At 69.3% G+C, this 22,015-nt stretch carries 16 protein-coding genes; 7 read left to right on the forward strand and 9 right to left on the reverse strand.

Annotated features, from left to right (window positions below):
* Positions 1–172: 172 nt before the first annotated feature.
* Entirely contained in the window at positions 173–6,403 is a 6,231-nt protein-coding gene (locus ACZ3ZE_RS08970; RefSeq protein WP_467258134.1) for a DNRLRE domain-containing protein, read from the reverse strand.
* 243 nt (positions 6,404–6,646) lie between these two features.
* On the opposite strand from ACZ3ZE_RS08970, the gene ACZ3ZE_RS08975 reads away from it, so the two are divergent.
* A complete protein-coding gene (locus tag ACZ3ZE_RS08975) occupies positions 6,647–7,687 on the forward strand; it encodes an AraC family transcriptional regulator ligand-binding domain-containing protein (RefSeq protein ID WP_467258136.1) in 1,041 nt (346 codons plus the stop codon).
* Between the two features lie 23 nt (positions 7,688–7,710).
* Positions 7,711–8,220, forward strand: coding sequence for a GNAT family N-acetyltransferase (locus tag ACZ3ZE_RS08980; RefSeq protein WP_361178412.1), 510 nt, complete (start codon positions 7,711–7,713; stop codon positions 8,218–8,220).
* Between the two features lie 89 nt (positions 8,221–8,309).
* Here ACZ3ZE_RS08980 and ACZ3ZE_RS08985 read toward each other — a convergent pair whose 3' ends face one another.
* Together ACZ3ZE_RS08985 and ACZ3ZE_RS08990 are read right to left on the reverse strand one after the other, a co-directional pair.
* The gene (locus tag ACZ3ZE_RS08985) at positions 8,310–10,865 is read right to left on the reverse strand and encodes a discoidin domain-containing protein (protein WP_467258139.1); all 2,556 of its coding nucleotides are present in this window, start codon (positions 10,863–10,865) and stop codon (positions 8,310–8,312) included.
* A 238-nt stretch (positions 10,866–11,103) separates the two neighbouring features.
* Positions 11,104–11,328 (reverse strand): DUF6537 domain-containing protein, encoded by a 225-nt coding sequence (locus tag ACZ3ZE_RS08990; RefSeq protein WP_467258142.1) that lies wholly within the window; start codon positions 11,326–11,328, stop codon positions 11,104–11,106.
* Between the two features lie 589 nt (positions 11,329–11,917).
* Here ACZ3ZE_RS08990 and ACZ3ZE_RS08995 point away from each other — a divergent pair.
* The 4 genes from ACZ3ZE_RS08995 to ACZ3ZE_RS09010 all read left to right on the forward strand — a co-directional run bounded on the left by ACZ3ZE_RS08995 (position 11,918) and on the right by ACZ3ZE_RS09010 (position 14,270).
* Positions 11,918–12,538 (forward strand): hypothetical protein, encoded by a 621-nt coding sequence (locus ACZ3ZE_RS08995; protein ID WP_467258145.1) that lies wholly within the window; start codon positions 11,918–11,920, stop codon positions 12,536–12,538.
* A gap of 337 nt (positions 12,539–12,875) precedes the next feature.
* Positions 12,876–13,091 (forward strand): hypothetical protein, encoded by a 216-nt coding sequence (locus tag ACZ3ZE_RS09000; protein WP_361178422.1) that lies wholly within the window; start codon positions 12,876–12,878, stop codon positions 13,089–13,091.
* 131 nt (positions 13,092–13,222) lie between these two features.
* Positions 13,223–13,585 carry a hypothetical protein gene (locus ACZ3ZE_RS09005; RefSeq protein ID WP_361178425.1) on the forward strand — a complete coding sequence of 121 codons (363 nt, stop codon included), beginning with the start codon at positions 13,223–13,225 and terminating at the stop codon, positions 13,583–13,585.
* 406 nt (positions 13,586–13,991) lie between these two features.
* Positions 13,992–14,270 (forward strand): JmjC domain-containing protein, encoded by a 279-nt coding sequence (locus ACZ3ZE_RS09010; protein ID WP_467258148.1) that lies wholly within the window; start codon positions 13,992–13,994, stop codon positions 14,268–14,270.
* A 146-nt stretch (positions 14,271–14,416) separates the two neighbouring features.
* On the opposite strand, the gene ACZ3ZE_RS09015 is transcribed toward ACZ3ZE_RS09010, so the two are convergent.
* A complete protein-coding gene (locus tag ACZ3ZE_RS09015; protein ID WP_467258151.1) occupies positions 14,417–14,590 on the reverse strand; it encodes a hypothetical protein in 174 nt (57 codons plus the stop codon).
* 4 nt (positions 14,591–14,594) lie between these two features.
* Complete coding sequence (locus ACZ3ZE_RS09020; protein ID WP_467258153.1) at positions 14,595–15,233, reverse strand: PASTA domain-containing protein; 639 nt, start codon at positions 15,231–15,233, stop codon at positions 14,595–14,597.
* A 406-nt stretch (positions 15,234–15,639) separates the two neighbouring features.
* On the opposite strand from ACZ3ZE_RS09020, the gene ACZ3ZE_RS09025 reads away from it, so the two are divergent.
* Positions 15,640–16,188, forward strand: a complete 549-nt coding sequence (locus tag ACZ3ZE_RS09025; protein WP_467258557.1) for a tyrosine-type recombinase/integrase — start codon at positions 15,640–15,642, stop codon at positions 16,186–16,188.
* Between the two features lie 337 nt (positions 16,189–16,525).
* On the opposite strand, the gene ACZ3ZE_RS09030 is transcribed toward ACZ3ZE_RS09025, so the two are convergent.
* The 4 genes from ACZ3ZE_RS09030 to ACZ3ZE_RS09045 form a co-directional block, all read right to left on the reverse strand.
* The gene (locus ACZ3ZE_RS09030) at positions 16,526–18,724 is read right to left on the reverse strand and encodes a hypothetical protein (protein ID WP_467258156.1); all 2,199 of its coding nucleotides are present in this window, start codon (positions 18,722–18,724) and stop codon (positions 16,526–16,528) included.
* Between the two features lie 614 nt (positions 18,725–19,338).
* Positions 19,339–20,052, reverse strand: a complete 714-nt coding sequence (locus tag ACZ3ZE_RS09035; protein ID WP_361178436.1) for a WbqC family protein — start codon at positions 20,050–20,052, stop codon at positions 19,339–19,341.
* Between the two features lie 19 nt (positions 20,053–20,071).
* On the reverse strand, positions 20,072–20,740 hold the full coding sequence (locus tag ACZ3ZE_RS09040; protein ID WP_361178438.1) for a YdcF family protein: 669 nt from the start codon (positions 20,738–20,740) through the stop codon (positions 20,072–20,074).
* 16 nt (positions 20,741–20,756) lie between these two features.
* On the reverse strand, positions 20,757–21,869 hold the full coding sequence (locus ACZ3ZE_RS09045; protein WP_467258158.1) for a helix-turn-helix domain-containing protein: 1,113 nt from the start codon (positions 21,867–21,869) through the stop codon (positions 20,757–20,759).
* Between the last annotated feature and the right edge of the window lie 146 nt (positions 21,870–22,015).

Raw genomic sequence — 22,015 nt, forward strand, 5'->3', positions numbered from 1 at the left:
CTCTCCCAGACATAACCCAGAAACCGATCCCTGTGAAGAAGGAAAGAACCCCAAGGGCGAAAAACGCAGTGGAGTTCCTCTGCGGCTCGTTCATGACACTCCATTCTTTCATTCATCGAGACAGGGCCCGACCCCCTGAGAGTCTCAGAGAATCGGGCCCGTAGAAACTATCTCATCGACGCCAACTCGACCACCAGGAAGTCTTCTTGCGGTGGCGGTAAAACACTGCCCGATGCCTGCCCGACGAAGGATACCGCCAGGAGAGCCAGCGCATGGCCCCCCTCTTTACACCGTAGCGCGCAATTGCACCCCACGTGGCACCGAAGGGGCCGATACCCGTGGCCCCGGAAACGCCGGCCCGCGCAATAGAGCCAATCGACGCCTTTCGGTTCCAATACCACTTCGCGCCGGCTCCCGCAGCAGCTCCAGCTGCGATCGCGCACCCCGCTGCCGCCATGCCAACAGTAAACAGGCCACACGCGAACCCGGCCCCGGCGGCCGCGATCCCTACTCGGTGTCGCTTGATCCAGCGCTTCGTCTTCTTCCAGCTCCACCACTTCCCATCGAGGTCGTACTGGTTGATGGGATCGCCGGGGTAGGCGTACCGGTTGTCGCCGCCGCCGTAGACTGGGTCGATCGAGAGGAAGCGCCCGGTGACCGGGTTGTAGAGGCGGACGCCCATGAGCACGAGGCTGGTCAGGGTCTCGCTGGAGCGCTGCTTGCCGCCGAGCCAGTTGTAGCGGACGGCCGGCTGGCCGGTGCGCGGGTTGCCGTACTCATCGTTGTCCAGCACCAGCGGGGCGTCGTTGGTGTCCAGCGGGAGCTGGAGGGCGACGTCGCCGTGGATGTTGGTGAGCTGGAGGACGGTGTTGCCGTTGCCGCTGGTGGTGGCGGCGAGGTCGCCGGAGGCCGAGTCGACGTTGCGGGTGAGGGTGCCGTCCGCGGTGTCCTCGACCGTCCAGCGGGGGTTGTCGCCGTCACCGTCGTAGTGGTTGATCTTGGACGCGGTCTGGGCCCAGGTGCCGTCGGTGTTCTCTTCGACGGTCCAGGAGTGCAGACGCTGGTTGGCGTCGAGCTGCCACGTCTGACGCTGGGTACCGGTGATCTGCTGCCGGACCAGGTCGTTGGCGTAGTAGCCGATCTGGCTGCCCGGCAGCGCGGTGGTGCGGCCGAAGGCGTCGTAGACGGAGCCCGTCTCGATGAGCCGGTCGGCGCTGTCGTAGGTGGATGTGGTGGTGGTGCCTCCGGTGGTCGGGCAGGTGGCACCCGCGGCGCCGGCGACGGTGGTCAGGCCGGTGCGGTTGGTGCGCTTGTCGAAGCCGTAGGTGCGGCTGGTGCAGATGTCGCCGACCGTGTCGTCGACCCCGGTCAGGCGGCCGATGGCGTCGTAGGCGTACTTCTGCGAGGACCACCCGGCATGTTCGGTGACCTGGCCGTGGACGGATTCCTCGACCGTGTCGGAGTAGACGACCTGCTTGTCGCTGTCGCGGGTGTAGACCCGGGAGAGCGTGGCGCCGGTGGTGTCTTCCTCGACGGTGAGGGTGTAGCCGCCGGGGAGCTTCTCGGTGGCGACGGAGCCGTCGGCGTCATAGGTGGCGGCGAAGGTACCGGCGACCGAGTCCGTGGTGGAGGTGACCAGACCACGCGGCTCGAGAGCCGTGTCGTAGGTGGAGGTGACCGTGGACGAGGCCGAGTCGGTGGTCTTGACCGGCCGGTTCAGCAGGTCGTACTCGGTCCGCGTCACGCCGCCGTCGGCGTCGGTGTAGGAGATCTGACGGCCGAGCTTGTCGAACTCCTTGGTGATGGTGCCGCCGGTCGGGGAGGTCGTCTTGACGGCCTGGCCGGTGGCCGGGTCGTACTCGGTGGTGCCCTCCGGGACGGCCTGGCCGAGTCCGCCGGTCATGACCGTCTTGGTCGGGCGGCCGGCGCCGTCGTAGGTGTTGGTGGTGGTGCGGGTGACGCCGTTGGCGGTCTCGGTGGCCTTGACCGGGTTGCCCCACCAGTCGTACTCGGTGGTGATGGTCGGCAGCTGGTTCGGGTACGTACCGCCGCCGGTGATCGTGCCGGCCGGGCCGGTGGAGCAGACCTGGTCGGCCCACTCGGGGCGTCCGGCGCAGGCGCCGTTGCCGGTCGCGGACCAGTAGCTGGTCACGCGGGTGCCGGCGTCGGTGCCGGTGGCGTCGGGCAGGAGCTGCTTGGTGACACGGCCCTGGTCGTCGTACTCGGTGGTCTCGGTGATCGCGAGACCGGCCGGGTCCTTGACCGTCTTGGTCGGCAGGCCCTTGGCCCAGTCGTAGACCGTCTGGGTGACACGGGCCTCGGTCATGCCCGTTGAGCCGTAGACCTGGGCGCCCGTGGTGACCTTGGTGACCTGGTTCTCGACCTTGGCGTCGGCCGGGCGGCCGGCGTCGTATTCGTTGACCGTCCAGGAACGCGCCACGGCCGACTCGGCGGCCCCGCTCGGGGTGGTCCGGCGCAGCGGGCCGAACTCCTCCAGCTCTCGCAGGCCCTTGGCGTCGTACACGGACTTGGTGGAGAGTAGGTCGGCGCGGTCCTTGGCGGGCAGGCCGATGATGCCGAGGTCGGTCAGCGTCGCCTGGTCGGCGGCGGTGCCGCCCAGGGCGAGTGCCCGGTTGCCGGCGGACAGCTGACGGACCGTGTTGCCGAAGCGGTCGTACTCGGTGGTGGTGATGTTGCCGCCGGGGTCGACGGTGTTCACCTGGCGCCCGGAGGCGTTGGTGTACGTGATCGTCGCACGGCGGTAGTCACCGGCGGTCAGTCCGTCGCCGGAGTTCGCCGCGGGGACGGTGTCGGCCGGGAAGACGGCGGTCGCGTCGGTGGGGGCGTCGGTCTGCCCCCAGGCGTCGACGTCCGAGACGCCCAGCTTGTAGGGGGCGTTGGTCCCGGTCAGCGGCACGTCGTAGACGATGCTCGTCGCCGCCGTACCGGACACGACGTCCTTGCTGCCCTGCTGGAGGGCGAAGCGGCTGGCCTTGGTCAGCATGCCTTCACCGGCGGTGGCGGCGTTGCCCGCCTTGCCGTACGTGAACGACCACGGGAGCTCGCCGGGCGGGGCGAGTCCGGTGACGCGACCGACGCTGTCGTAGCTGTAGGCGGTGGTCAGCGCGGGGCTGATCTGCGGGTTGTAGGTTTCCCGCAGGCGGCCGGAGGTGTCGTACGCGTACTTCTGCACGGTCTTCGAGGTCGCCGTGGTCGCACCGGGCTCGGTGGACCAGGCCCGGATCTCCTTCACCTGGCCGGCGAAGTCACCGAGGACGCTCCCGGTCGCGGTGGTGATGTTCGCGTAGACGAACTCCAGCGCGCGGCAGCCCTTCGTGGACGGCGTCGCCGTGCAGGTCGTGGCCGAGGCGGCGGAGGTCGGGGCGATGACCAGCTTCGGACGGGCCAGCTTGCTGGTACCGACCGTCACGGCCTCGGAGATCACCGTGGTGGTGGACTGCGCGAGGCCGTCCAGGGTGCTGGAGGCGACCTGCCACGTGGTGGCGGCCGGGTCGGGCTTGGTGAAGACGGTGACCGTGCCCTCGGTGTCCTTCAGCGTGAACGAGCCCGTCAGCGAGCCGGTCAGCGTCAGGTCCTCGGAGCCCGGTTCCGGCTTCCAGCCGCCACCACTCGTGGCGGTGAAGCCCAGCTCCTCGCCCTCGGCATCGACCAGCGCGACCGAGGTCGCCGTCGACTTCTTCAGGTAGGACCAGTCCGACTCGGTGATCTCCGCGGTCGTGCCGGAGGTCCACTGCGGACCGAAGATCGCCGCCTGACCGTCCTGCTTGGCCCCCGCGTCGGGGCGGCGCGAGGAGGCGGAACGCGACACCGAAAGCCCGAACAGCGACGTGTCCGTGGCCGACAGGTTGTAGTCACCGGTCAGCAGGTTGACCGAACCCGGACCCGTCTCCTCCGACGGCGCCGTGCCCGCGTTGCGGTCCACCGTGATCTCGTTGTCCGGCGAGTACACGGTCGCGGTGCCGTCGGTGAACGCGGCGCGGACCTCGATCGGACCGTCCTCCGCGAGAGTGTCCGTGATGTTCCATGTCAGCCCGGCGGGCTTGCCGTTCGTCACCGCGACCGGCCAGGCGGCAACCGTGTTCGAACCCTGCCGGACGTCGGCGACTGGGACGCTCTTCCAGGCGTCCGTCTCACCGCGGCGGTACTGGTAGGTGACGCCGGTGTAGGACGTCAGGCCCTCCGCTGACAGGCCGACACGACGGGCAGGGCGCTCGCCCTGGCCCGGCGTCAGCAGTGCCGCACCGGAGCCCGCGTAGAAGGTGTGGGACGCCTCTGTCGAGGCGTTGCCGGCGGGGTCCTTGGTGCGGACCGTCACCGTGTGCTTGCCGGCGGGGAACGTCAGCGTCTTGGACAGCGCGGCGCCGGTCGTCGTGGCTGCCGCCCAGGCGCCGGCATCCAGCTTGTACTCCACCGACGCCACATCCGTGGCGGGCGGGGTGAAGGTGAAGGCGCCGGAGAAGCTGCCGTTGGCGTCCGGGGTCCCCGACCACGTGTTCGCCGGGAAGTCCGTCGAACCGACCGCGCTCGCCGCGGGCTTGGTGGTGTCGACGGTGAAGTACACCGACGGCGTCCAGTTCGACCAGGAGCTGCCGTCGTAGATGCGGCCCTTGTACCAGTAGGTCTTGCCGTTGACCAGCTTGCCCGCCGGGACCTGGTGGGAGACCGTCTTGCCCAGGACCGGGTCGCCGGTGCCGGTGTCGTACACCTCCAGGTTGGTGGTGCCCTCCCACACCTCCCACTTCTGCCGCAGGAAGTACGTCTCCGCGTCGCTCGCCGCGTAGGACAGGTCGGGCGTGGTCGTGGTGACCCAGTTCTTGCCCGCGTTCGTACGGCCCGGCGTCGCGGTCATCGGGTTCCCGGCGACCGGGATCGTGTTGTACGTGACCGAGATGTACGGCGTGTTCGAAGCCGCGTTGCCCGAGTTGAACCGCTTCCACGAGTACGGGTCCGACTCGTTGGTCGCCTTGATGCCCATCGAGTTGGTGCCGTTGCCGTTCGCCGCCCAGGCGACGGCGAGATTCTTGATGTCCTGCGACACCCAGCCGTCGGCGCACGAGGACGAGAAGCCCTTGGTCGCCGTCGAGGTGGCCCACTTGGTGGTGAAGCCGGGCTGGTTGGTCCAGCGTGTGGCGGTCGTGGCGTGCGGGGTGTCCCACACCTCCCAGCTGTTCGGTGTGCAGGACCAGGAGTGGGAGTTGAACAGGTTGAGCTTGGCGCCCAGGATCTGCTTGCCCGAGATCCCCGCCATCGGGAAGTGCAGGAACGAGCGGGCGATCTGGCCGGCGCCGTTGTTGCCCAGCTTCAGCTCCGTCGACGCCGACATGTCGGTCGTGTAGCCCTGCTGGACGAACGTGTCGAAGCTGGCGCCGATGTTCACGGCGGGGTCGACGGTGACGGGGTACTGCGTCTTCGGGTCCGCGAGGAACTTCGCGTCCGGCGTCAATGTCAGGTCCACCCGGGCGCCGCGCTGGGTCACCTTCAGGCCCACGTCCGCGCGGCGGGTGTGCTCGCCCGACTTCGCGTCGACGGTCGCGTCCCACATCACCGGCGCCGGAAGCAGACCGACCTGCTTGCCCGTCTTCGCGTCGACGAACGTCACCGAACGGTCCGCGTTCGCCCGCGCCTTGACGCCCTTCGCGTTGAGCGTGAGGGTCACCGAACCGTTCGCCGCCACGGCGGAACGATTCTTCAGCTCCAGGAACTGCTCGAAGCCCGTCCGGGTCGACTCGATGACCAGGTCCGTCGCCGTCAGCGCGTCCTCGTAGCGGGCCGTCGTCCCCGACAGCTTCGGCTCCGGCAGCACCCCCCGCCACGACAGGCCCAGTTCACGGCCCTCACCGGCGGCCAGCGTCACCAGCGGAACCTCCGCCGTGCCCGCCTTGCCGGACGCGCCCGACGCACGCACCTTCGCCGCCTGCGCGGCCGGCGTCTTCCCGCCGAGCCGCAGCCCCAGCGGGTGGCCCTTGGCCGCGATCACGCCGTCCCGCTTCACCAGCTCGACGTCGATGTCCCGCCACTGCTCGTCCGCCCCGTCACGGAAGCGGACCGGGCCGGACGCACTGTCCGTCGTCACCGTGCCGTCGGGATTCGCCCAGGTCGTCGTCGACTCCGTGCGCTCCGACAGCGCCTCCACCCGCTTGCCCGACAACCGGGCCGCGACCTGCGCCGACGGCAGATCCGCCGCCTCCGTCGCGTACGCGGGCCTCTCGGCCGCGGTCTCCCGCGACGAGAGCGCCACCGCCTGCCCGGTCGTCGCGACGACCACCGCGGCCTCGAAGGCCATCAAGCCGGCCACGGACAGCGCGATCCGGGGCAGCGCACCCCGGCGCAGCCACCTCGACCCCCCGCCCCATCTGTCCGGCAGGTCCATACGTTCGTTCACTGCTCGATCCCTCCCCATGGATGTGTACTCATGTGCCGGAGCGACGGACTGGGCGGCGAACAGGCCGCCGCCTCCTCGCCCCCGTCGTCCCCCGCCCCGGCACCGAACGCGACGCTAGATCGCCGTGTGTGACGAAGCCGAGGTCCGAGCGCGCCAGCAGGGGGACTTCTCGCGCCAACCGGAGTGACGAACTACCGGATCCGGGGATGATCCGGTGTCTCCCCCGAACTAGGCTCGCCGCCCGTGTCCCTGCTCACTCACCCCGGTACGACGCCGTCCTCCTTCACCCGCATCAACGCCACGAGCGCGCGTCTTCTGGGCATCGCTCCGGAGAAGTACGCCGGGCTGCTGGGCATGGCTCCGGAGCACCTGCACGACGACCGGTACCGGACACCGGCGACCACGAACGTGCGCATCTGGGAGCTGATGGTCACCCATGCCCCCTGGACCGAGACGGCCCTGCTGATGGCCGAGCAGACGACGCTCGGTCTGCTCGGCGCGTGGGACTACCTGATTACCTCGGCGCCCACGCCGCTCCAAGGGCTCCACGACGCGGCGGAGTACTTCGCCGCCGTCGCCGACATCGGCACCGAGACCCTGCTGATCGCCGAGGACGAGCACGCGGTCACCCTCACGCATGTGAACGCCGCCGACCTGCACTACGAGGTCGCCTCCGCCATCCGCGCGTACGTGCTGGGCCTGCTCCGGCAGCGCCTCTGCGCCGCCCTGCGGCAGGAGCTCCTTCCCCTGCGCGTCAGGCTGGCCACGCCGGCGCCTCGGCACCGCGGGCCCCTCTTCGACCTCTACGGCACCCGGAACGTCGAGTTCGAGTGCCCGGTCAGCTCGATCGTCTTCCCCGTCCACGACCTGCGGGGAAGCACCCCGCACGTCCAGCCGGGCCTGTCGGACGTGCTGCGCAGCCACGCCGAGCGGGTCATGGCCGACTCGATCCCCCTGCACGACTGGCTCGACCTGTTCCGCGTCGCCCTCGCGGAGGCGGCCCGCGCCGACGAGGCGACGCTGCCCGCGACGGCGACGCGCCTGGCCCTCAGCCCCCGCACCCTTCAGCGGCGTCTCCACGCGCACGGCACGACGTGGACGGCCGAGATCGAGGCGGTACGCCGTACGGACGTCACACGGCTGCTCCGCACCACGGACCTGCCGCTCGACGTGATCGCCGGACGCAACGGCTACGCCGACGCCCGCGCCCTGCGCCGCGCGGTCCACCGCTGGACCGGCCGCACCCCCGCGACCCTGCGCCGGCAGACCCGCCCGGCCATGTGACCTGGGCGTGCGAGGATCCCCGCGTGAGTGATCTGCGCATACGCCCGGCCACCGAGGCCGACCTGACCACCCTCGTCCGCCTGCGCGACGACGCGGCCCGCTGGATGGCGAGCACGGCCGTCCCCGGGCAGTGGCGGCCCGGGGAGCTCGACGAGGAGCACTTCCGACGGATCATCGACCGCGACGAGGTGTGGCTCGCGGAGGACGCGGGGCGCGTCGTCGGCGCCTGGGAACTGTGGTGGGCGGACGAGGACGCCTGGGGACCGCAGCCGCCCGTGGCGGGGTACGTGCACCGGCTCATGGTCGACCGCGCCACCGCGGCGCCGGGAACGGGGCGCCTCCTCCTGGAGGCCGCGGAGGCCCGGGTATGGGAGGCCGGGCGGAGCCATGTACGCCTCGACTGCCTGGCCGGCAACGCACCGCTCAACGCCTACTACCAGCGGTCCGGTTACCGCGTCGTGGGCCACAAGGAGGGCAAGCCGCAGCCCGGCGGGGCGCCGAAGTCCTTCACGCTGCTTGAGAAGGAGCTCTGACGGGGCGGCGCCCGGCCCCGGCGGGGTGAACCCGGCCCGGGGGTGGACGCCGCCGCCGTACGCGGCCGCCGTACGCCGTCGCCGTACCGTCAGGAGACGGTGATGAACCGGGCGATGCTCGGCACCCCGTGGCCGTCCAGGGCGAAGAGCATGTAGGTACCGGGCAGGACCACGCCCTTGTCGGCGGGGACGGACACCTTGTACGTGCCGGTTCCGGTGGCCGTGGAGGCCAGCGGGACGCGCCGCTGGTCGTTGTCGGTGGAGTGGGTGGCGGCGGCGGCCCGTACCAGGACGAAGGAGGCCACCGGCCCCCCGGTGGTGACGGTGAGCGAGCTGCCGGCGGCGGTCCGGGGCGGCACGCCGCCGGTGATGACGGGACGCGGCTTGGGCGAACCGTCCGCGTTGAGCAGGTACGGCGGTGTGAACACGGCGCCGTCGGCGTGGTTGGTGGCGCAGTCGCCGCACAGGCCGCCGCCGCCGGAGAAGACCCGCCCGTCGGGCAGCAGGTTGGCCACGCTGTGGTAGTTGCGCGGGATGGCCATGGTGGCGAGCGGGGTGAAGCGTCCGGTCGCCGGGTCCCACAGCTCGGGGGTCAGCACGGAGGTGGCGTCGCTGAACGGCACGGGGAACGCCTGCCCGCCGAACACGGCGACCTTGCCGTCGGGCAGGACGACGCTGTTGCCGAAGGCGCGGGCGTGGTCCATGTCGCCCGTGCGGGCGGCCCGGACCTGGGCGCCGTCGATGCTCACGGTGTACGCACGCCGGGTGGCGGGCGTGTTCTGGTACCCGGGCGAGCCACCCAGGGTGAGCAGCTTGCCGATGTCGTACGCGACGGCGTTGCCGGTCATGGCGTCCGGACTGTCGGCCCGGGTGCCGGCGGAGGTGAGGGTCCCGTTCCCTGAGGTCGTGATCCAGTTCATCCGCTTGCTCGGGCCGAGCTGGAGGACCTTGCCGCCCGAGGTGGCGTACAGCCACATGTGGTTGTCGGCGCGGTAGGCGCCGGCGGGGTCAGCGGTCATCGCCGGGACGGCGGAGACGCCGGGCAGCTTGCGCCAGGTGCGGGTGGAGGGGGACCAGACCTCGCCGGCCTTGTCGCCGGCGGTTCCGCTCCAGGATCCGCCGAGGACGAAGGCCTCGCCGGTGGAGAGCAGGGTCATGGCCTGGTAGCCGCGGGCGATGTTCATGCGGGTGGTCGCGGACCAGGTGTCGGTGGCCGGGTCGTAGATGCTGGCCTTCTCGGCGTTGCTGCCGCCGGTGACCAGGACCCGGCCGTCGGCGAGCATCGCTATGCCCGGGCAGAACATGTCGTGGCCGGTGTTGTCGATGCGGCGCTGGGTGACCTTGCCGGTCTTCAGGTCCAGGATCGCGGTCTGGGTGTAGCCGTTGCTGCCGCCGAAGCGGTCGATCGCGTACGCCGACCAGGCGAGGAGTTTGTCGCCGGGCAGGACGGCGGTGGCCACCGGCACCAGGGGGAAGCCGGTGATCCGGCTCCAGGAGCCGTGGGCGGCCGGGTTGGCCGGTCCGCTCAGGCGGATCTCGGCGGCGGAGGCCCAGGGCCCGCGGTTCCCGGCCTCGCGGGTCACGGTGAGGCGGACGTAGCGGGCGTTGGCGGTACGGGTGAACGTGGCGGTCTTGACGGTGTCGTCGTCGCGCCAGGTGCCGGAGGAGACCGGTGCGCCGAAGGTCGTGCCGTCGGTGCTGGTGGTGACGGTGTACGTGCCCGCGCGCCCGTTGGGGCTGTCCTTGCGGGGCTGGTAGACGAGGGCGGAGACGGCCGTCGTGCGGTGCGTGTCGATGGTGAGGGTGTGCGGCGGCGGAGCCGGGGTCCCGGACCATCGGCTGTGCCAGAGGGTGGCGGCGTCGCCGTCGAGGACGTTGGCGGCGCGGCCGTTCTCCTTGGCGGTCTCCTCGTCGCCCGCGGTGGCCGTCCAGCCGGTCCGGGGCAGGTCGACGGTGGCCGCCGGGGTTCCGGGGTCGCCGAGCAGGTTGAGTTCGGCGGCGGAGGTCCACGGGCCGCGTCTGCCGGCCTCGGTCACGGCGGTGAGCCGGACGAACCGCGCGCCCTGCGGGGCGAATCCGAGGGTCTTGGCGCCGGCGTCGTCCGCGAGGGTGCCGGTGGCGACCGGGCTGCCCCAGGCCCGGCCGTCGGTGCTCACGCTGATGCTGTACTCACCGACGCGCCCGTTGGCCTTGCCGTCGGTGCGGGGCTGGTAGACGAGCGCCGAGACCACCGTCGTGCGGTGCATGTCGAGGGTGACGGTGTGCGGCAGCGGGGCCGGGGTCCCGGACCACCTGCTGTGCCAGAGGGTGGCCGGGTCGCCGTCGAGGACGTTGGCCGCGCGCCCGTTCTCCTTGGCGGTCTCCTCGTCGCTCGCCGTGGCCGTCCAGCCGGTCCGGTCGAGCACCGGAGCCATCGGCTCCATGGCGTTCGCCGGGGCCACGCCGTGGTGCGGCGACTGCTGCGCGGTCCGCTGGGTGAAGGGCACGGGCGCCGGCGGAGGGGTCGGCCCGTGGCCGCCCGGCCCCGGGCTCGCGACGCCGAGCCAGGGGGTGACCCCGACGAGCAGCGAGCCGAGACCGAAGGCGATGAGCGCGTGGGAGCGGCGCAGCGCTCGGGCGCGGGCGTGGACGCGTCGTGGCTGCAATCCGACCTCCTGGACGAACCATGGACCTGACCTGAACCGCTGCAGGCCCCTACAACATAGGCCAGAACGGTGCAACTCAACCCTGTGGTGGCGGAGTTGACGCGAAGCGGTGAGGCGGCGCGCGCGGAGAGGCGAAGCCCGCGGGGAGCCGGAGCGCACGCTCACGCCCGCGCGCCGGCGCGAGACGGAGGCGCCGGAGAGCGGCCCCATCCGGCGCGGGCCGACGTGAGTTCGGCGCTCAGTCCTGAGCTCGGCCCGGGGAGTGCAGGCGGTCGACCAGCTCCTCGGAACGGTCCCGGTACCGCGCGACCGATGCCATCTTGATCTCCTCGTAGCCCCGCACCATCTCGGGCAGGGAGGCGATCTCTAGAGCCAGAGCGTGGACGTCCTCGTCGAGGGCTCGGCAGACCTCGGTCATGATGGTCTCGCACTCGGCCACCAGGGCCCGTTCGGTGCGTCGCACGCGGGCCGCCCCACCTGTTCGACGAAGCGCAGGTACCTCCTCGCGTAGACGACGTCCTGGTACGCGATGAGATCCGGAACGCGGACTTCCAGGAGCCGGGCGAGCTCCGACCCGGGGGCGGTCCCAGCCGACGCCAGGACGCGGCGGGCCGCGGCGGAGAGGCGGCGCCCCGGCCGCGCCGGCGCGGCACGCCCGTGCAGGAGAGCGGCGAAGGCTTCGGGGTCGGCAACGGCTTGCCGGCCGAGGCGGAACGCCTTGACGTTGGCTTCGACCCTGATGCCGTTGAGGGTGATCGCCTCCTCGATGGCGTGCGCCGGGATCGGTAGCCCACCGGTCTGGTAGGCCGCGCCCGTCAGCAGGAGATTGGCGAACTGGTCCTCGCCCAGCAGGTCGCCTGCGAGCCCCCGCGTCCAGGAAGACGGTGTCCCGGGCTCCCGCCCGAATCCGTTCCTTCGAGGGACTCCGCCAGGACGGCTGGTGGTTAGACGACACCATGGCCCAGGGTGGGATACTGCTCGACCTCTGCCGGAGGGTGCTCCTGTTCTTCGCCTGGGAGGGGCCTATCACTGAGCTCCGCCACCGCGCGGCCATGTTCGAGCTGATCCGAGCTGCGTGGCCGGGCTGGGAGGTCCGCTGGCTGTACGAGGGCTGGGCCGAACTGCGTGAGTACGTCGGGCTGGACCCGGAGTACGTCCGTTGCCGCGATTCGGACCCTTCTTTGGCCCCGTTCCTCGCCCCCGACGACGAGGACTTGGCCGGGTCCGACCCAGGCGGTGTGATGATCACGGTCAGCACCGGCCGCTGCCACGTCGCCTCTGACGCCTTCGACCACCCTGTCCGCGAGGGCGCCGCCCGGCTCGACCGCCTGTCAGACGCCCCCGGGCACGGAGGCTGCCACCTGCACGTCAACGCCGGCATCCATCTCGACCCGGAACGCCCCTGTCTGGGCTGGTGGTCCCTCTACTCCTCGCCACAGGCTTACCAGGTACCAGAGTTGTGGCCACGCTGGACGGTGGAGTTCTGGCAGGACGAATGGGGGGAACGGCACGTCAGAGCCAGCGCCCACTTCTCTCCGGCGGCGTTCGACGCCGGAGAGGAAGCCAGAGCCGCGGTGCTCGCCGAGGCCGGGGAGCGCCTGGCTATCCGGGCCCGCAACCGCGCCCAGGTCACCCATCTACGGACCGCACCGGCTCGATCCCCGGCAGGATGAACGCAATCGGCCTGATCACGGACGACTGGCCGACATCACGCAACCAAGCTCAGGCAGTACCTTCGAGCGTTTCTAGACAGTGACTAAATTTCACCCTTGAATGACAGTGTGGCGGTCAGTAAATTCAGCTGTCCGCCGGACTGCTGTCCGGCGCCGTAGGTCGATATGCAGGGAGACAGGGATGCGCAGCAGGTTACGAACCTGCCGCTGACTCGTGAAACGCGGGCCAGCGGGGTTCTTCATTCACTTGGTTGCCCTGACAAGGCACCGTCCGAGGGAGACATATGCCCTCAGTCGGACACCAGGTGACCCCGCTCGCGTATCCGAGGAGTGCACCTTGCTGGACCGTTTGATCGACCTCCTGTCTCAGACCCGGACCCTCCGCGCCCTGCTGGACCTCTGCACCATCGTGGTCCGTCTGCTGCCCGCGTTGGTCGTGATCGTGGCGCTCATCCCCTCGTTCGTCGTCTTCGCGTTCATCTCCGCCGGGGCACGCAGGTCGGTTCTCGACATCGTGGACCGCCTCACGAACTGGACCCTCGCCCGCTACTGAACTCGATTGAGTGATGTCGGTGCCGTTCGCCTGACAGCTGGCCGGCGGCACCGACCTGGCCCTGTGAGCGTCGGGTCGACGGACCCGAAATCGGTCGAAGCCCGAAGCTGCTGGTCAGCTACGGTGGCGGCATGCCTGAAAGTCTGCCCGAGGATGTAGCCGACGTGCTTGACCTCGTCCTGAACCCGGACGAGCCGATTCACGTCGCCCTCCGACGGCAGGTGCCCCAGCTCAGGGTGCAATCCCGCTGCAAGTGTGGGTGCGGCACTGCCTACTTCGACCTTGACGCCGACGCGTTGGAGCCCGCGCCAACGGGCCCCGGCACCGTCGTGGCTGCCGACGTACAGCTGTTCACCGAAACCGGCGAGTGCCCTGGTGAGCTCTTGGTCTTCGCGCAAGGCGGCTACCTCTCATGGCTGGAGGTCTGTTCTTGGAGCGATGACGTCGAGGTGAACCTCTCCGCGGCGCGGCGCTGGCTACAACCGTCGTCCTGAACCCGAGCCGGTAACAGCCGACGTCTCGGACCCTGACGCCGCCACCACGAGTCGACCGACATCACGAGTTCAAGTTCAGTAGTACTGCAGCGGTGCTCACCCGGACGGCAGGTTGAAGGCGGGCTGTTCAGCACTCGCTGACGTCTCCGAGGACAAGGTCCGACTGCCGTGTCGCCCCTATGGTGCGGTCGGCGCCCACCGTCGGCCGGACACCGCGGCGCCGCGCCGAGAAAGCGGACGACGGCCCGTTCTGGCACCTCGACGCACGAGGCGTCAGGACGGAAGTCCGGGGTCGATCCGTTCACCCAGCGGGTCCTCCTCCCAGCCGAAGGCCCTGTCCATCGGCACTTTTCGATGGAGTGTAAGAGCCGGGACGGTGTAACCGAACTGATGCTCACGTGGCCGGATGAGCCGCGTGTGTTCGTGCGCGGTAGGGCGGCGCTCGACGAGACGGTCACCGCGGAGACCAGACATCCAGACCGAGACGGGCCACTCGAACCACGTCCACGCCTTCCTGACTCCTCCGGGGCACCAAGGGCTCCGTCACCACTGGGACCAGCAGATGGCCGTGATCGTTCAGATCTCGGGTACGAAGCGGTGGCAGCTCTGGCGCCCGCCAGTCGAGGGCCCCATGCGGGAGTACAACGAGAGCTGGAGAGTCTGGCAGGAGGACTACATCCCGTAGTGGGAGGCAGCGGGACCAGATGTCGAAGTCGACCTGAAGGCCGGCCAGTCCCTCCTGCTTCCGCGCGGTGGGTTCACAACCCACACGTCCTGGACGCCCACGAGCACAGCATTCACCTGACGTTCGCGATCCGCGAGCGCACTCCCCTATGGCTGGCCGAGAAGCTGGTGGCCACCGCGATCGACAACCCCGACTTTCGTCGTATCCTGCGCCCCGGCCAGTTGGGTGGGGTTGGGTTGAGCCAACAGCTCTCCGAGACGCGCGGTCAGCGCGAGCGCGAGGGTTGCGGCGGCAACGAGGCCGGTGGTCGTCGTTCGCATGGGGTTAGCAGCTCTCTTCGAACTTCACGGCGGTAAGGGTGACGGGCTGGCCTTCGAGCTTGGTGCCGGCGGCGGGCTCCTGGGTGCAGACTTGCCAGTTGGATTCGACGATGACCATGCGGTCCTGGGGCGAGGCGTCGGTGACAGTGAGACTGGTGGAACCGTCGAGCGACTCCCGGGCGACCTTGACGGACTTCCCGGTGAAGTCGGGCATGATGGCGCTGACCTGAGGATCGGCGCTGCCCTGGTCGCCGTTCGGACAGTTCTCTTCGAGTTTGACCGCCGCGAAGTCGATCTTGACATGGGTGGGGTGCTCGCCTGCCGCCGGGATCTGGCCGCAGACCTTCCAGTTCCGGTCAAGGGCCTGCATGCGTCCACGGCCGAGGGCGTCGTGGGAGTGCAGGTTGTAGAAGCCCGCTGCCTGGGCCTGGTCCTGCGCGGACTGGAGGCCCTTGCCCGTCATGTCCGGCAGGGTGCCCGTCTCGGCATCGGCGTCGGGGGCCTTGGTCGTGGCGGCCGCGGTTGGCTCGGTGGACCGGGCGGGGCGCGGTGTGTCCGAGCCAGTCTTGCTGCCTCCTTCGCAGGCGGTGAGGCTGAGCACGAGGGCGGCGCCCGCGATGAGGGTGGTGGTCTTGATGCGCATCGGGTCAGCCTGCCGGAATGCGTACAGGGAGTGGCGAGGTGTGATCACCTTGTGATGATTGGGTGCATAGCCAGCTCGCCTCCTGACGCGTGCATGGTGACGGGTAACCGGGTGGTGATGGCTGTCTTGTCAGAGAACGTCCGTACGCTCCAGCCATGAAAGGTGACGAGATGCCGGAAGGCGTAGAGGTCCGCCCGTTCGCGGTGTCGATCAAGGCGGCTTCGACCAGGAGGCGGCGTGGACGCTGCGGACTTATCGAGAGATGGTCGAGAAGTGCTTTCTGGGCGCTGGAGCGCCCTCTCCTGAGCCACCGCTCCTGGCCGAGGCGGCCGGCGTGAACGCCACCCCAGACCCGGTCGGAACGGCGCGAGGATCGCTTCACAACATGCTGCTCGACGTAGCGGGCATGTCCTGGGATACGACTCTCGACCACGTGCGGGCACTGGAGCACGACATAGTCCGCAAGCCCCTGCCAGTCTGGTCGCCACTGGTAGTGGCGCGCGCCGTGCTGGAGAGCTGCCTTGTATTCGACTACCTCACGGCCTTTTGTCGGGAGCGGCCCACGGGCGGCCCTGGATGTCGGACCGGGCACGGCGCCTGGGGGTGGAAGGTTCAGGTGGCCTCGTGGGAGAAGCGGCCACCGTGGTGGTTGCGCTCCAAGTCTCCATGGCATCGCTGGAGATGGGTTGACGAGCTGGGGTGCCCCTTCAAGACAGACAAGCTCCGTCGCGAGGCGCACCACCTGATGGCACAGGCCGGCGTGCGGAAGGTGCGTCTCTACGACGCCCGCCGCGCGTGTCTCTCGTGGGTGGCCAACAACGGGGTGCCTGACACTGTCGTCTCCGCCTGGGCGGGGCACAGCGACCCGTCCTTCACCAAGCGGGTCTACGTCCGTCCCGACCCGCAGAGCCTCAAGGCGGGTTCGGAAAAGCTCGGAGAGCTGCTCGCCGGCTGAGGAAGATCCACCAGTCCTGTGACGAAATGTGACACGACTGCCCCAGAGGACGAACAAGAGCCCTGCCTCACCGAAGTGAGACAGGGCTCTGATCTGCGACTACGAGGCGAACCTCGAGTCGGGACGACAGGATTTGAACCTGCGACCCCTTGACCCCCAGATCGATGGGTCGGAGAAAAAGTCATGACATATACGCCAATCTGGGGGCACACAGCGTGCAAATCCGTACGTGCCGTGCGCCCGTCAACATGGGCGCTGGTCCCCAACTGGTCCCCAAGTAGGCCACCTGGCCCTCGGCCCGCCCAGCCGTCTCGGACGGCTGGGCGGGCGCGGCGAGTCAGGGAGCGGTGTGGAGCCGACGCCTTTCGGCCCGGCGGCGAAGGCCGCTGACGACCTCACGCCAACGCCACCGTCCGTCCCAGCCGACGTTCTCGTGGCCGTCGGGCTCCCAGTCCGCGAGCTCTTCGAGCTGCTTGCACAGGGCTTCTGGTTCGACAGGAGCGCGGTAGGTGCGCTGGTCGTCGAGTTGGCCGGCGGTGTCGTGGAGTTGGTGGGCAGCGCGGTAATAGGAGAGTTGGGTGTCGGTCAGCCGGCGCGCAGAGTAGCCGCCGCACTTGCTGCACCAGTCCCAGTCGTCACGGGCCAGCAGGTCGGAGACACTGAGGAGGTCGTCGCTCCGCGCGAGACCTCGGTCCCGTGTGTGCCGGCAGAAGGGTGAATGTCCCTTGCCTTCGAATGCGGGATCCGCGTTCGTGGCGTAGATCTGCACCGGTCCCAAAACCCCCAGTGGAAGGCCGCTGCCGCGGCGCCAGCGGTCGGTGCCGGGCGCTCGGAACGGCGTCAGGTCCAAGGGACCGGGCGTGAGCAAGCCCTCCCAGACCGCGACCGACAGCACGCCAGAGCGGCCGGTGTCGAGGCTCCGCAAGTCGGGAACGCCCCGTGCCATGGCAAGTAGCCGCAGATTGTGCTCCTTCGCACGCTCCCCGTGCACCCACCGGACAGCCGCCTGGGCCCCGCCTGCAAGACCCAGGTCAGTTCCGAAGCTGTCATCCTGCCCTGCGCTGTCGTGGCCGAAGTGAGGGCCCTCGTCGGCCTCCGTTGCAGGGGCGACTTCCTTGATCCACGGGCTGAGCAGGCTTTCGGGAAGATCCGACGCGCCGGCGACGATGACGCCCGGCCAGCCCTGCTCGACGCGCTTCTCGATGGTCTGGAGGGGCAGGACTTCCGCCCCTCCGCTCGTCGAAAAGACGATGTAGAGCTGGTCGGCGGCGTACGAGTAGTTCCGCAGCGCCCGCAAGTGAGCGAGGGTGACGGGCCGGCGATCGAAGACGGCGGTGTCGTCGAAGACCCCGGGCCGCAGGAAGCCGGGATGCGCCTCGGAGACGGCCTCCGCCGGCGCGGCTTCGGCCCCTCGCTCGCAGGAGAGGACGCTCGAGGATGCGAGCAGTCTGTCGGCGACGAGGGTGGGGACCTTGAGCGTCAAGGTGCGTCGGCTCCAGTCGGCGGTCACGGTCCAGGTCACCACCGCCCCGAGGGTCCACCGATCCAGGCCGTCCAGGACATCCCGTGTATCCCCGTGCGAAGGCTCCTCCGTGTCCTCCGGCAAGCGTGCCGTGACCCACACCGTCGGTGTCGGATCCGCCGCCGCGGCCGCGGCGCGGGCCTCGTCCTCCCACGACTGGATGAGGCGGCCGGCTCCTTCCAGAGCTTCCGCGTGCCCCTTCTTGTTGGACCTGATGCCCTCCACCAGGTCATAGCGCCTGAACGTCCGGGAGGCCGGTCCTTCCCAGCCGTCTTCGGCCTCGTCCTGCCACCTGCGCCATAGCCGGCTCAGGCCGGTGGAGATCCGGCTGCTGTTGCCGAGCACCGCGAAGGCAGGATCGTCGGCGGGCAGCGAGGGCGTTCCGAGTTCCGCTGCCGCAGCGGCTACGACGAGACCGGCCGGCTCCACGAAGAGGGCCGCCTGCGCCCGGAGACTCTCCAGGTGGCCCTCCTTCGCCGACAGCTTCGGCCTCGCCCAGTCCGTCAGCCAAGGGAAGTGGGCGATGGCCGCCTGCGCTCGGTGCAGGCTCGCCGCGGCATGACGCCAGCGGGACAAGACCCGCTCCTGCAGCTCCTCGGCCTCCCTACGCGCTTCCCATCGCTCGTCGTCGTCCTCGTTCTCAGGATCCCGTTCCGAGCGCAGGAGCTCGGCTGCGGCCTGCACCTCGTCCTGGGCCCAGTACACGTCCTCGTCCGGCTCTGCATAGGCCCGCAGCTGGTGGAGCAGTCCCGCTCCGCCGAGCGCTGCCAGGAAGATGCCCAGCCCGGATGTCGGCCGGACCCTCGGTCCCCAGTCCGCGCAACCCGAGCAGAACCTGGCCACCACGTCCGCGCTCAACGGGACCTCGGTCGTCGTCACGTTGGTCGTACGGAGCTGGCCGCATTCCCTCCGGACATGCAATCTGGCGTTCTTGCCCTTCGCCGAATAAACGGTGATCTCGGTGCCCTCAAACGGCCCCAGCGGTACATCGGCTGTCAGCATGCGGTCGCGCACGAACTCCCCCTTCTCATGCCTCGCGAGCTTAGAGCCGAGCAGTGACACCCACCTCCGGACGAGGAATCTCCCACCCTCCGGTGTGCACAACTGCACTTGCCTGTCCGCGACAGTCGCGGCGGTGTAACGCCCGCCGACACCAGACGGATCCGATGTCAGTTTGCGGCCCCAGGGGCCCTCCCGGGGCGTCAGCTCAGCACCCGTCGGGAGTTCTTGGCCACGGCCCCGTGATATCGGCGCCGCAAGGACAGCCGAGCCCAGACCCTGGCGGTTCCTCTCCAAAAATACGTGCCCCGCACACTGGTCCCCACGGCTGGTCCCCAAGCTCGGGCCACTTACATCGCCGCCCTAACGCGGCACGCTTCACCACAGAGATCGGTCGCAGCGCCCTCCACGTCCCGGCGCTCGAGTCCTACTCGCACGGCGGGCACCGTCTTTCACACGTTCGCTGATCAGGACTCCGTGCATCTCCTACGGGTTCAGTGCTACCGGGCAGCGCTGGTTCGTGAAGGGGGCCTCAACACCCGATAGCTTTCGGCCCCTGGCCCGAGAGCCTCAGATCACACCGCGCCGGACTCGCGAACAGCAAGAGCACAGGCCGGAAGCAGCACGTCTCACGCCGAGCCCGCGGGCGACCGATGGCAGGACGCGATGGCTCGTAGTTCGTCGGTCACTGCTGCGACCCCTGCAGTCATGAGGGGTCCCACGGAGCTGGCTTCGCGCGCGTCCCTCCAGAAGCCGTTCTTAGGGGGTACGAAAGGCACAACGCTCAGTCCATGGGCTTCGAACGGCGCCGTGACCAGGTAGCTCATCCCGCCGGTTCCACACAGGTAGCCGCGGGCACCGGCGACAGCGGCGAGGTCTGCGAGTCGTTGTGAGCGCTCAGCCTGAGCCGGCAGGCGACTGCTGCGCAGAATTCGCCCCCTCCACCCCAGCAGCCTGAGCAAGACCTTCGTGGACTCCTCGGCGACTGCGGCCACGCTCGCGGTGTCAATACATTGAAGTACAGAGTCCAGCCCGTCTCGGAGTATCGGCCAATCGGGACTCCTCGAGTAGTACTGCGTCAGCATGTGGGTGGTGCGCCGACGAGCCAGCTGCGGGTCGACCACCACCGCGTCCTTGATGAGGGTGGACCGGCCGTCGGGCAGGTGGGTGGGAATCGAGAGCCACTGGAGCCGAGACGGACTGGAGATGCTCCCGAGACGGGCGCGGTGCTGGAAGTCGCGGCGGGCGAACTGGACGTCGTCGAGGACGATCCAACAGTCCGCCGCGAAGAGCTTCGCGAGGGTGCTCAGTCGGGGGAAGAGGTTGGGCTGGTGGATCGCCACCAATCCCCCCGGAGCTGCTTCACGCGCCGATGAGCCTGCTGGTGAAACCGGCGCGGATGAGGTCTTCGTATGCGGCATGCACGTTCTCCGGGACGTCCTGCTCGATCGCGAAGCCCTGCTTCGGATACTCGATGATGCGCTGGAGGTCACCGACGAGCATGTCGATGACGAGTTTCTCGTCGCCGATGCTCTTCAGGTAGTCGTCGAACTCCATCTGTTCGGAGGCGCACAGCACTTCGACCTCGGGCCACAGCTTGCGGGCGGTAGCGAAGGAACGGCGCTCCATGTACGGCTTGGAGACGAGGAGCACCGACCTCGGGGTGAGGCCGGCGGAGGCGAGGAGCTCTCGGGACAGCTCGATGTTCTGCCCCGTGTTGCCGGCGTTCGGCTCCACCAGGATCGCGCTGTCAGGCACGCCGAGAGTGAGAGCGTGCTCGCGGAAGTGGACGGCTTCGCCGCGGGGGAAGACCTTCGCGGTGGTGGGGCTGTTGCCGCCGGTGAACACCAGGGTGGGGAACAGCCCGGCCCGATACAGCTCCGCGGAGAAGGCTGCGACGCCGAGGTCATGGCTGCCGAGGCCGATGGCGACATCGACGGGGCGCAGGTCGTGACCCATTTGGTGATAGTCCCAGACCAGCTTGGCATTGCGGATCTGCTCATCGTTGATGGCCAGCTGGTTGTCGGTCACTCGCTCGTCTCCCTGGTCAACGTGGTGAAGGGCTGGCTGGCCCATCGGCCGTCCTCCGGATGTCCGTGATGCTGCGAAGCTGGTGGGTCAGCCCGTACTGGGCCGCCCGCTTGGCAGCGTCGTCGAGGACGCGTAACCCATCATCCAGGGTCGCGCGGTCGGACAGGAGGATGTGCCCGTACGCGGTGTCCAGGCGTACCCGCTGCATGGGCGCATCGGTGATGCCTGTGCTGCGAGCCACGTCGATGAGGCGCAGGGCCGCGTCGAGATTGCCGGTTCCGCGGTGGGCAAGAGCGAGCTTCTGCTGCGCGACGGACCAGTCGTCCTGCTCGGCCAGGCCCTCGAACTCGCGAATGGCTTCCTCCATCACCCGGACCGCGTAGTCGTGGTTGCCGTCCTTGCTGAGGGCGGTGCCCACCCACAGGCGCGCACGGGCTCGGTCTCGCGGGGATAAGCGCTCGTCGATCGCAGGGTCCTCGTACTGCCGAGCCGCAGTGTCCAGCGCACCGGACATCTCGGTGACGACCGCCAGGGAGAGGTCGAGCTGCGCCACACGTCGTGGAATCGCCAACTCGATGTAGAGCGAGCGGGCGTTGGCGTAGCACCGTTGAGCGGAGAGCGGACCTACGACTGCCCCTTGGTCCCGCTTGAGATCGCCTTGAAGGGCGATGGAGCGGGCTAGGAGGTAGGTGCCTCGCTCGTCCAGCTCCGAGGGCCGGTAGCTCGACGACCACCGCCGTAGAAGGTCGTCAGCGAACGCGAAGTTCTGGTGGGACAGTGCGACGACCGCGCGTTCGAGGTCGTCCGTCCAGGACTCGTACTCCCAGGCCCGAGGTCGGGGGATGGTGACGCGCGCCGTTTCGCCGGTGTCCCCTGCCCCTGATCCTGCGGAGAGCTTCGCGAGCTCCGTCTCGAATCTCAGATGGGTTGCGGCATCGGACCGGGCCAGCGCGGTGTCGAGGATGGCCTGGCTCTCGGTGTTGGGCCGCCGTTTTTCCCGGTACTTCTCCCAGTTGCTGATGGTGTTGACCGCGATGCCCAGGTGCTCGGAGTAGCGACGCACGCTCAGCCGAAGGGCCTTGCGCAGGGCAAGCGCCTCCAGGCCGGTCCATTCGTGAACGGTCGCCACGTGCCACTCCTTTCCGATGCCATCGAAGCACGTGGCGACCGCGCCGGGGGCGGTTGTGGGACAGAAGTGGGACACACGTGGATTCCCGGATCGCGGCGCGGCGACCAGGCTCGGAGTGTCCCCCTCCCCCGATCCGATGGGTGGTC

The sequence above is a fragment of the Streptomyces sp. NPDC023157 genome, from assembly GCF_055560575.1.

Coding starts and splice junctions, on each gene's coding strand:
- ACZ3ZE_RS09025 (WP_467258557.1), top strand. CDS start 15,640: ATGTCCTGGGATACGACTCTCGACCACGTGCGGGCACTGGAGCACGAC.
- ACZ3ZE_RS09015 (WP_467258151.1), bottom strand. CDS start 14,590: ATGCGAACGACGACCACCGGCCTCGTTGCCGCCGCAACCCTCGCGCTC.
- ACZ3ZE_RS09010 (WP_467258148.1), top strand. CDS start 13,992: ATGAGCCGCGTGTGTTCGTGCGCGGTAGGGCGGCGCTCGACGAGACGG.
- ACZ3ZE_RS09020 (WP_467258153.1), bottom strand. CDS start 15,233: ATGCGCATCAAGACCACCACCCTCATCGCGGGCGCCGCCCTCGTGCTC.
- ACZ3ZE_RS08995 (WP_467258145.1), top strand. CDS start 11,918: ATGTTCGAGCTGATCCGAGCTGCGTGGCCGGGCTGGGAGGTCCGCTGG.
- ACZ3ZE_RS09005 (WP_361178425.1), top strand. CDS start 13,223: ATGCCTGAAAGTCTGCCCGAGGATGTAGCCGACGTGCTTGACCTCGTC.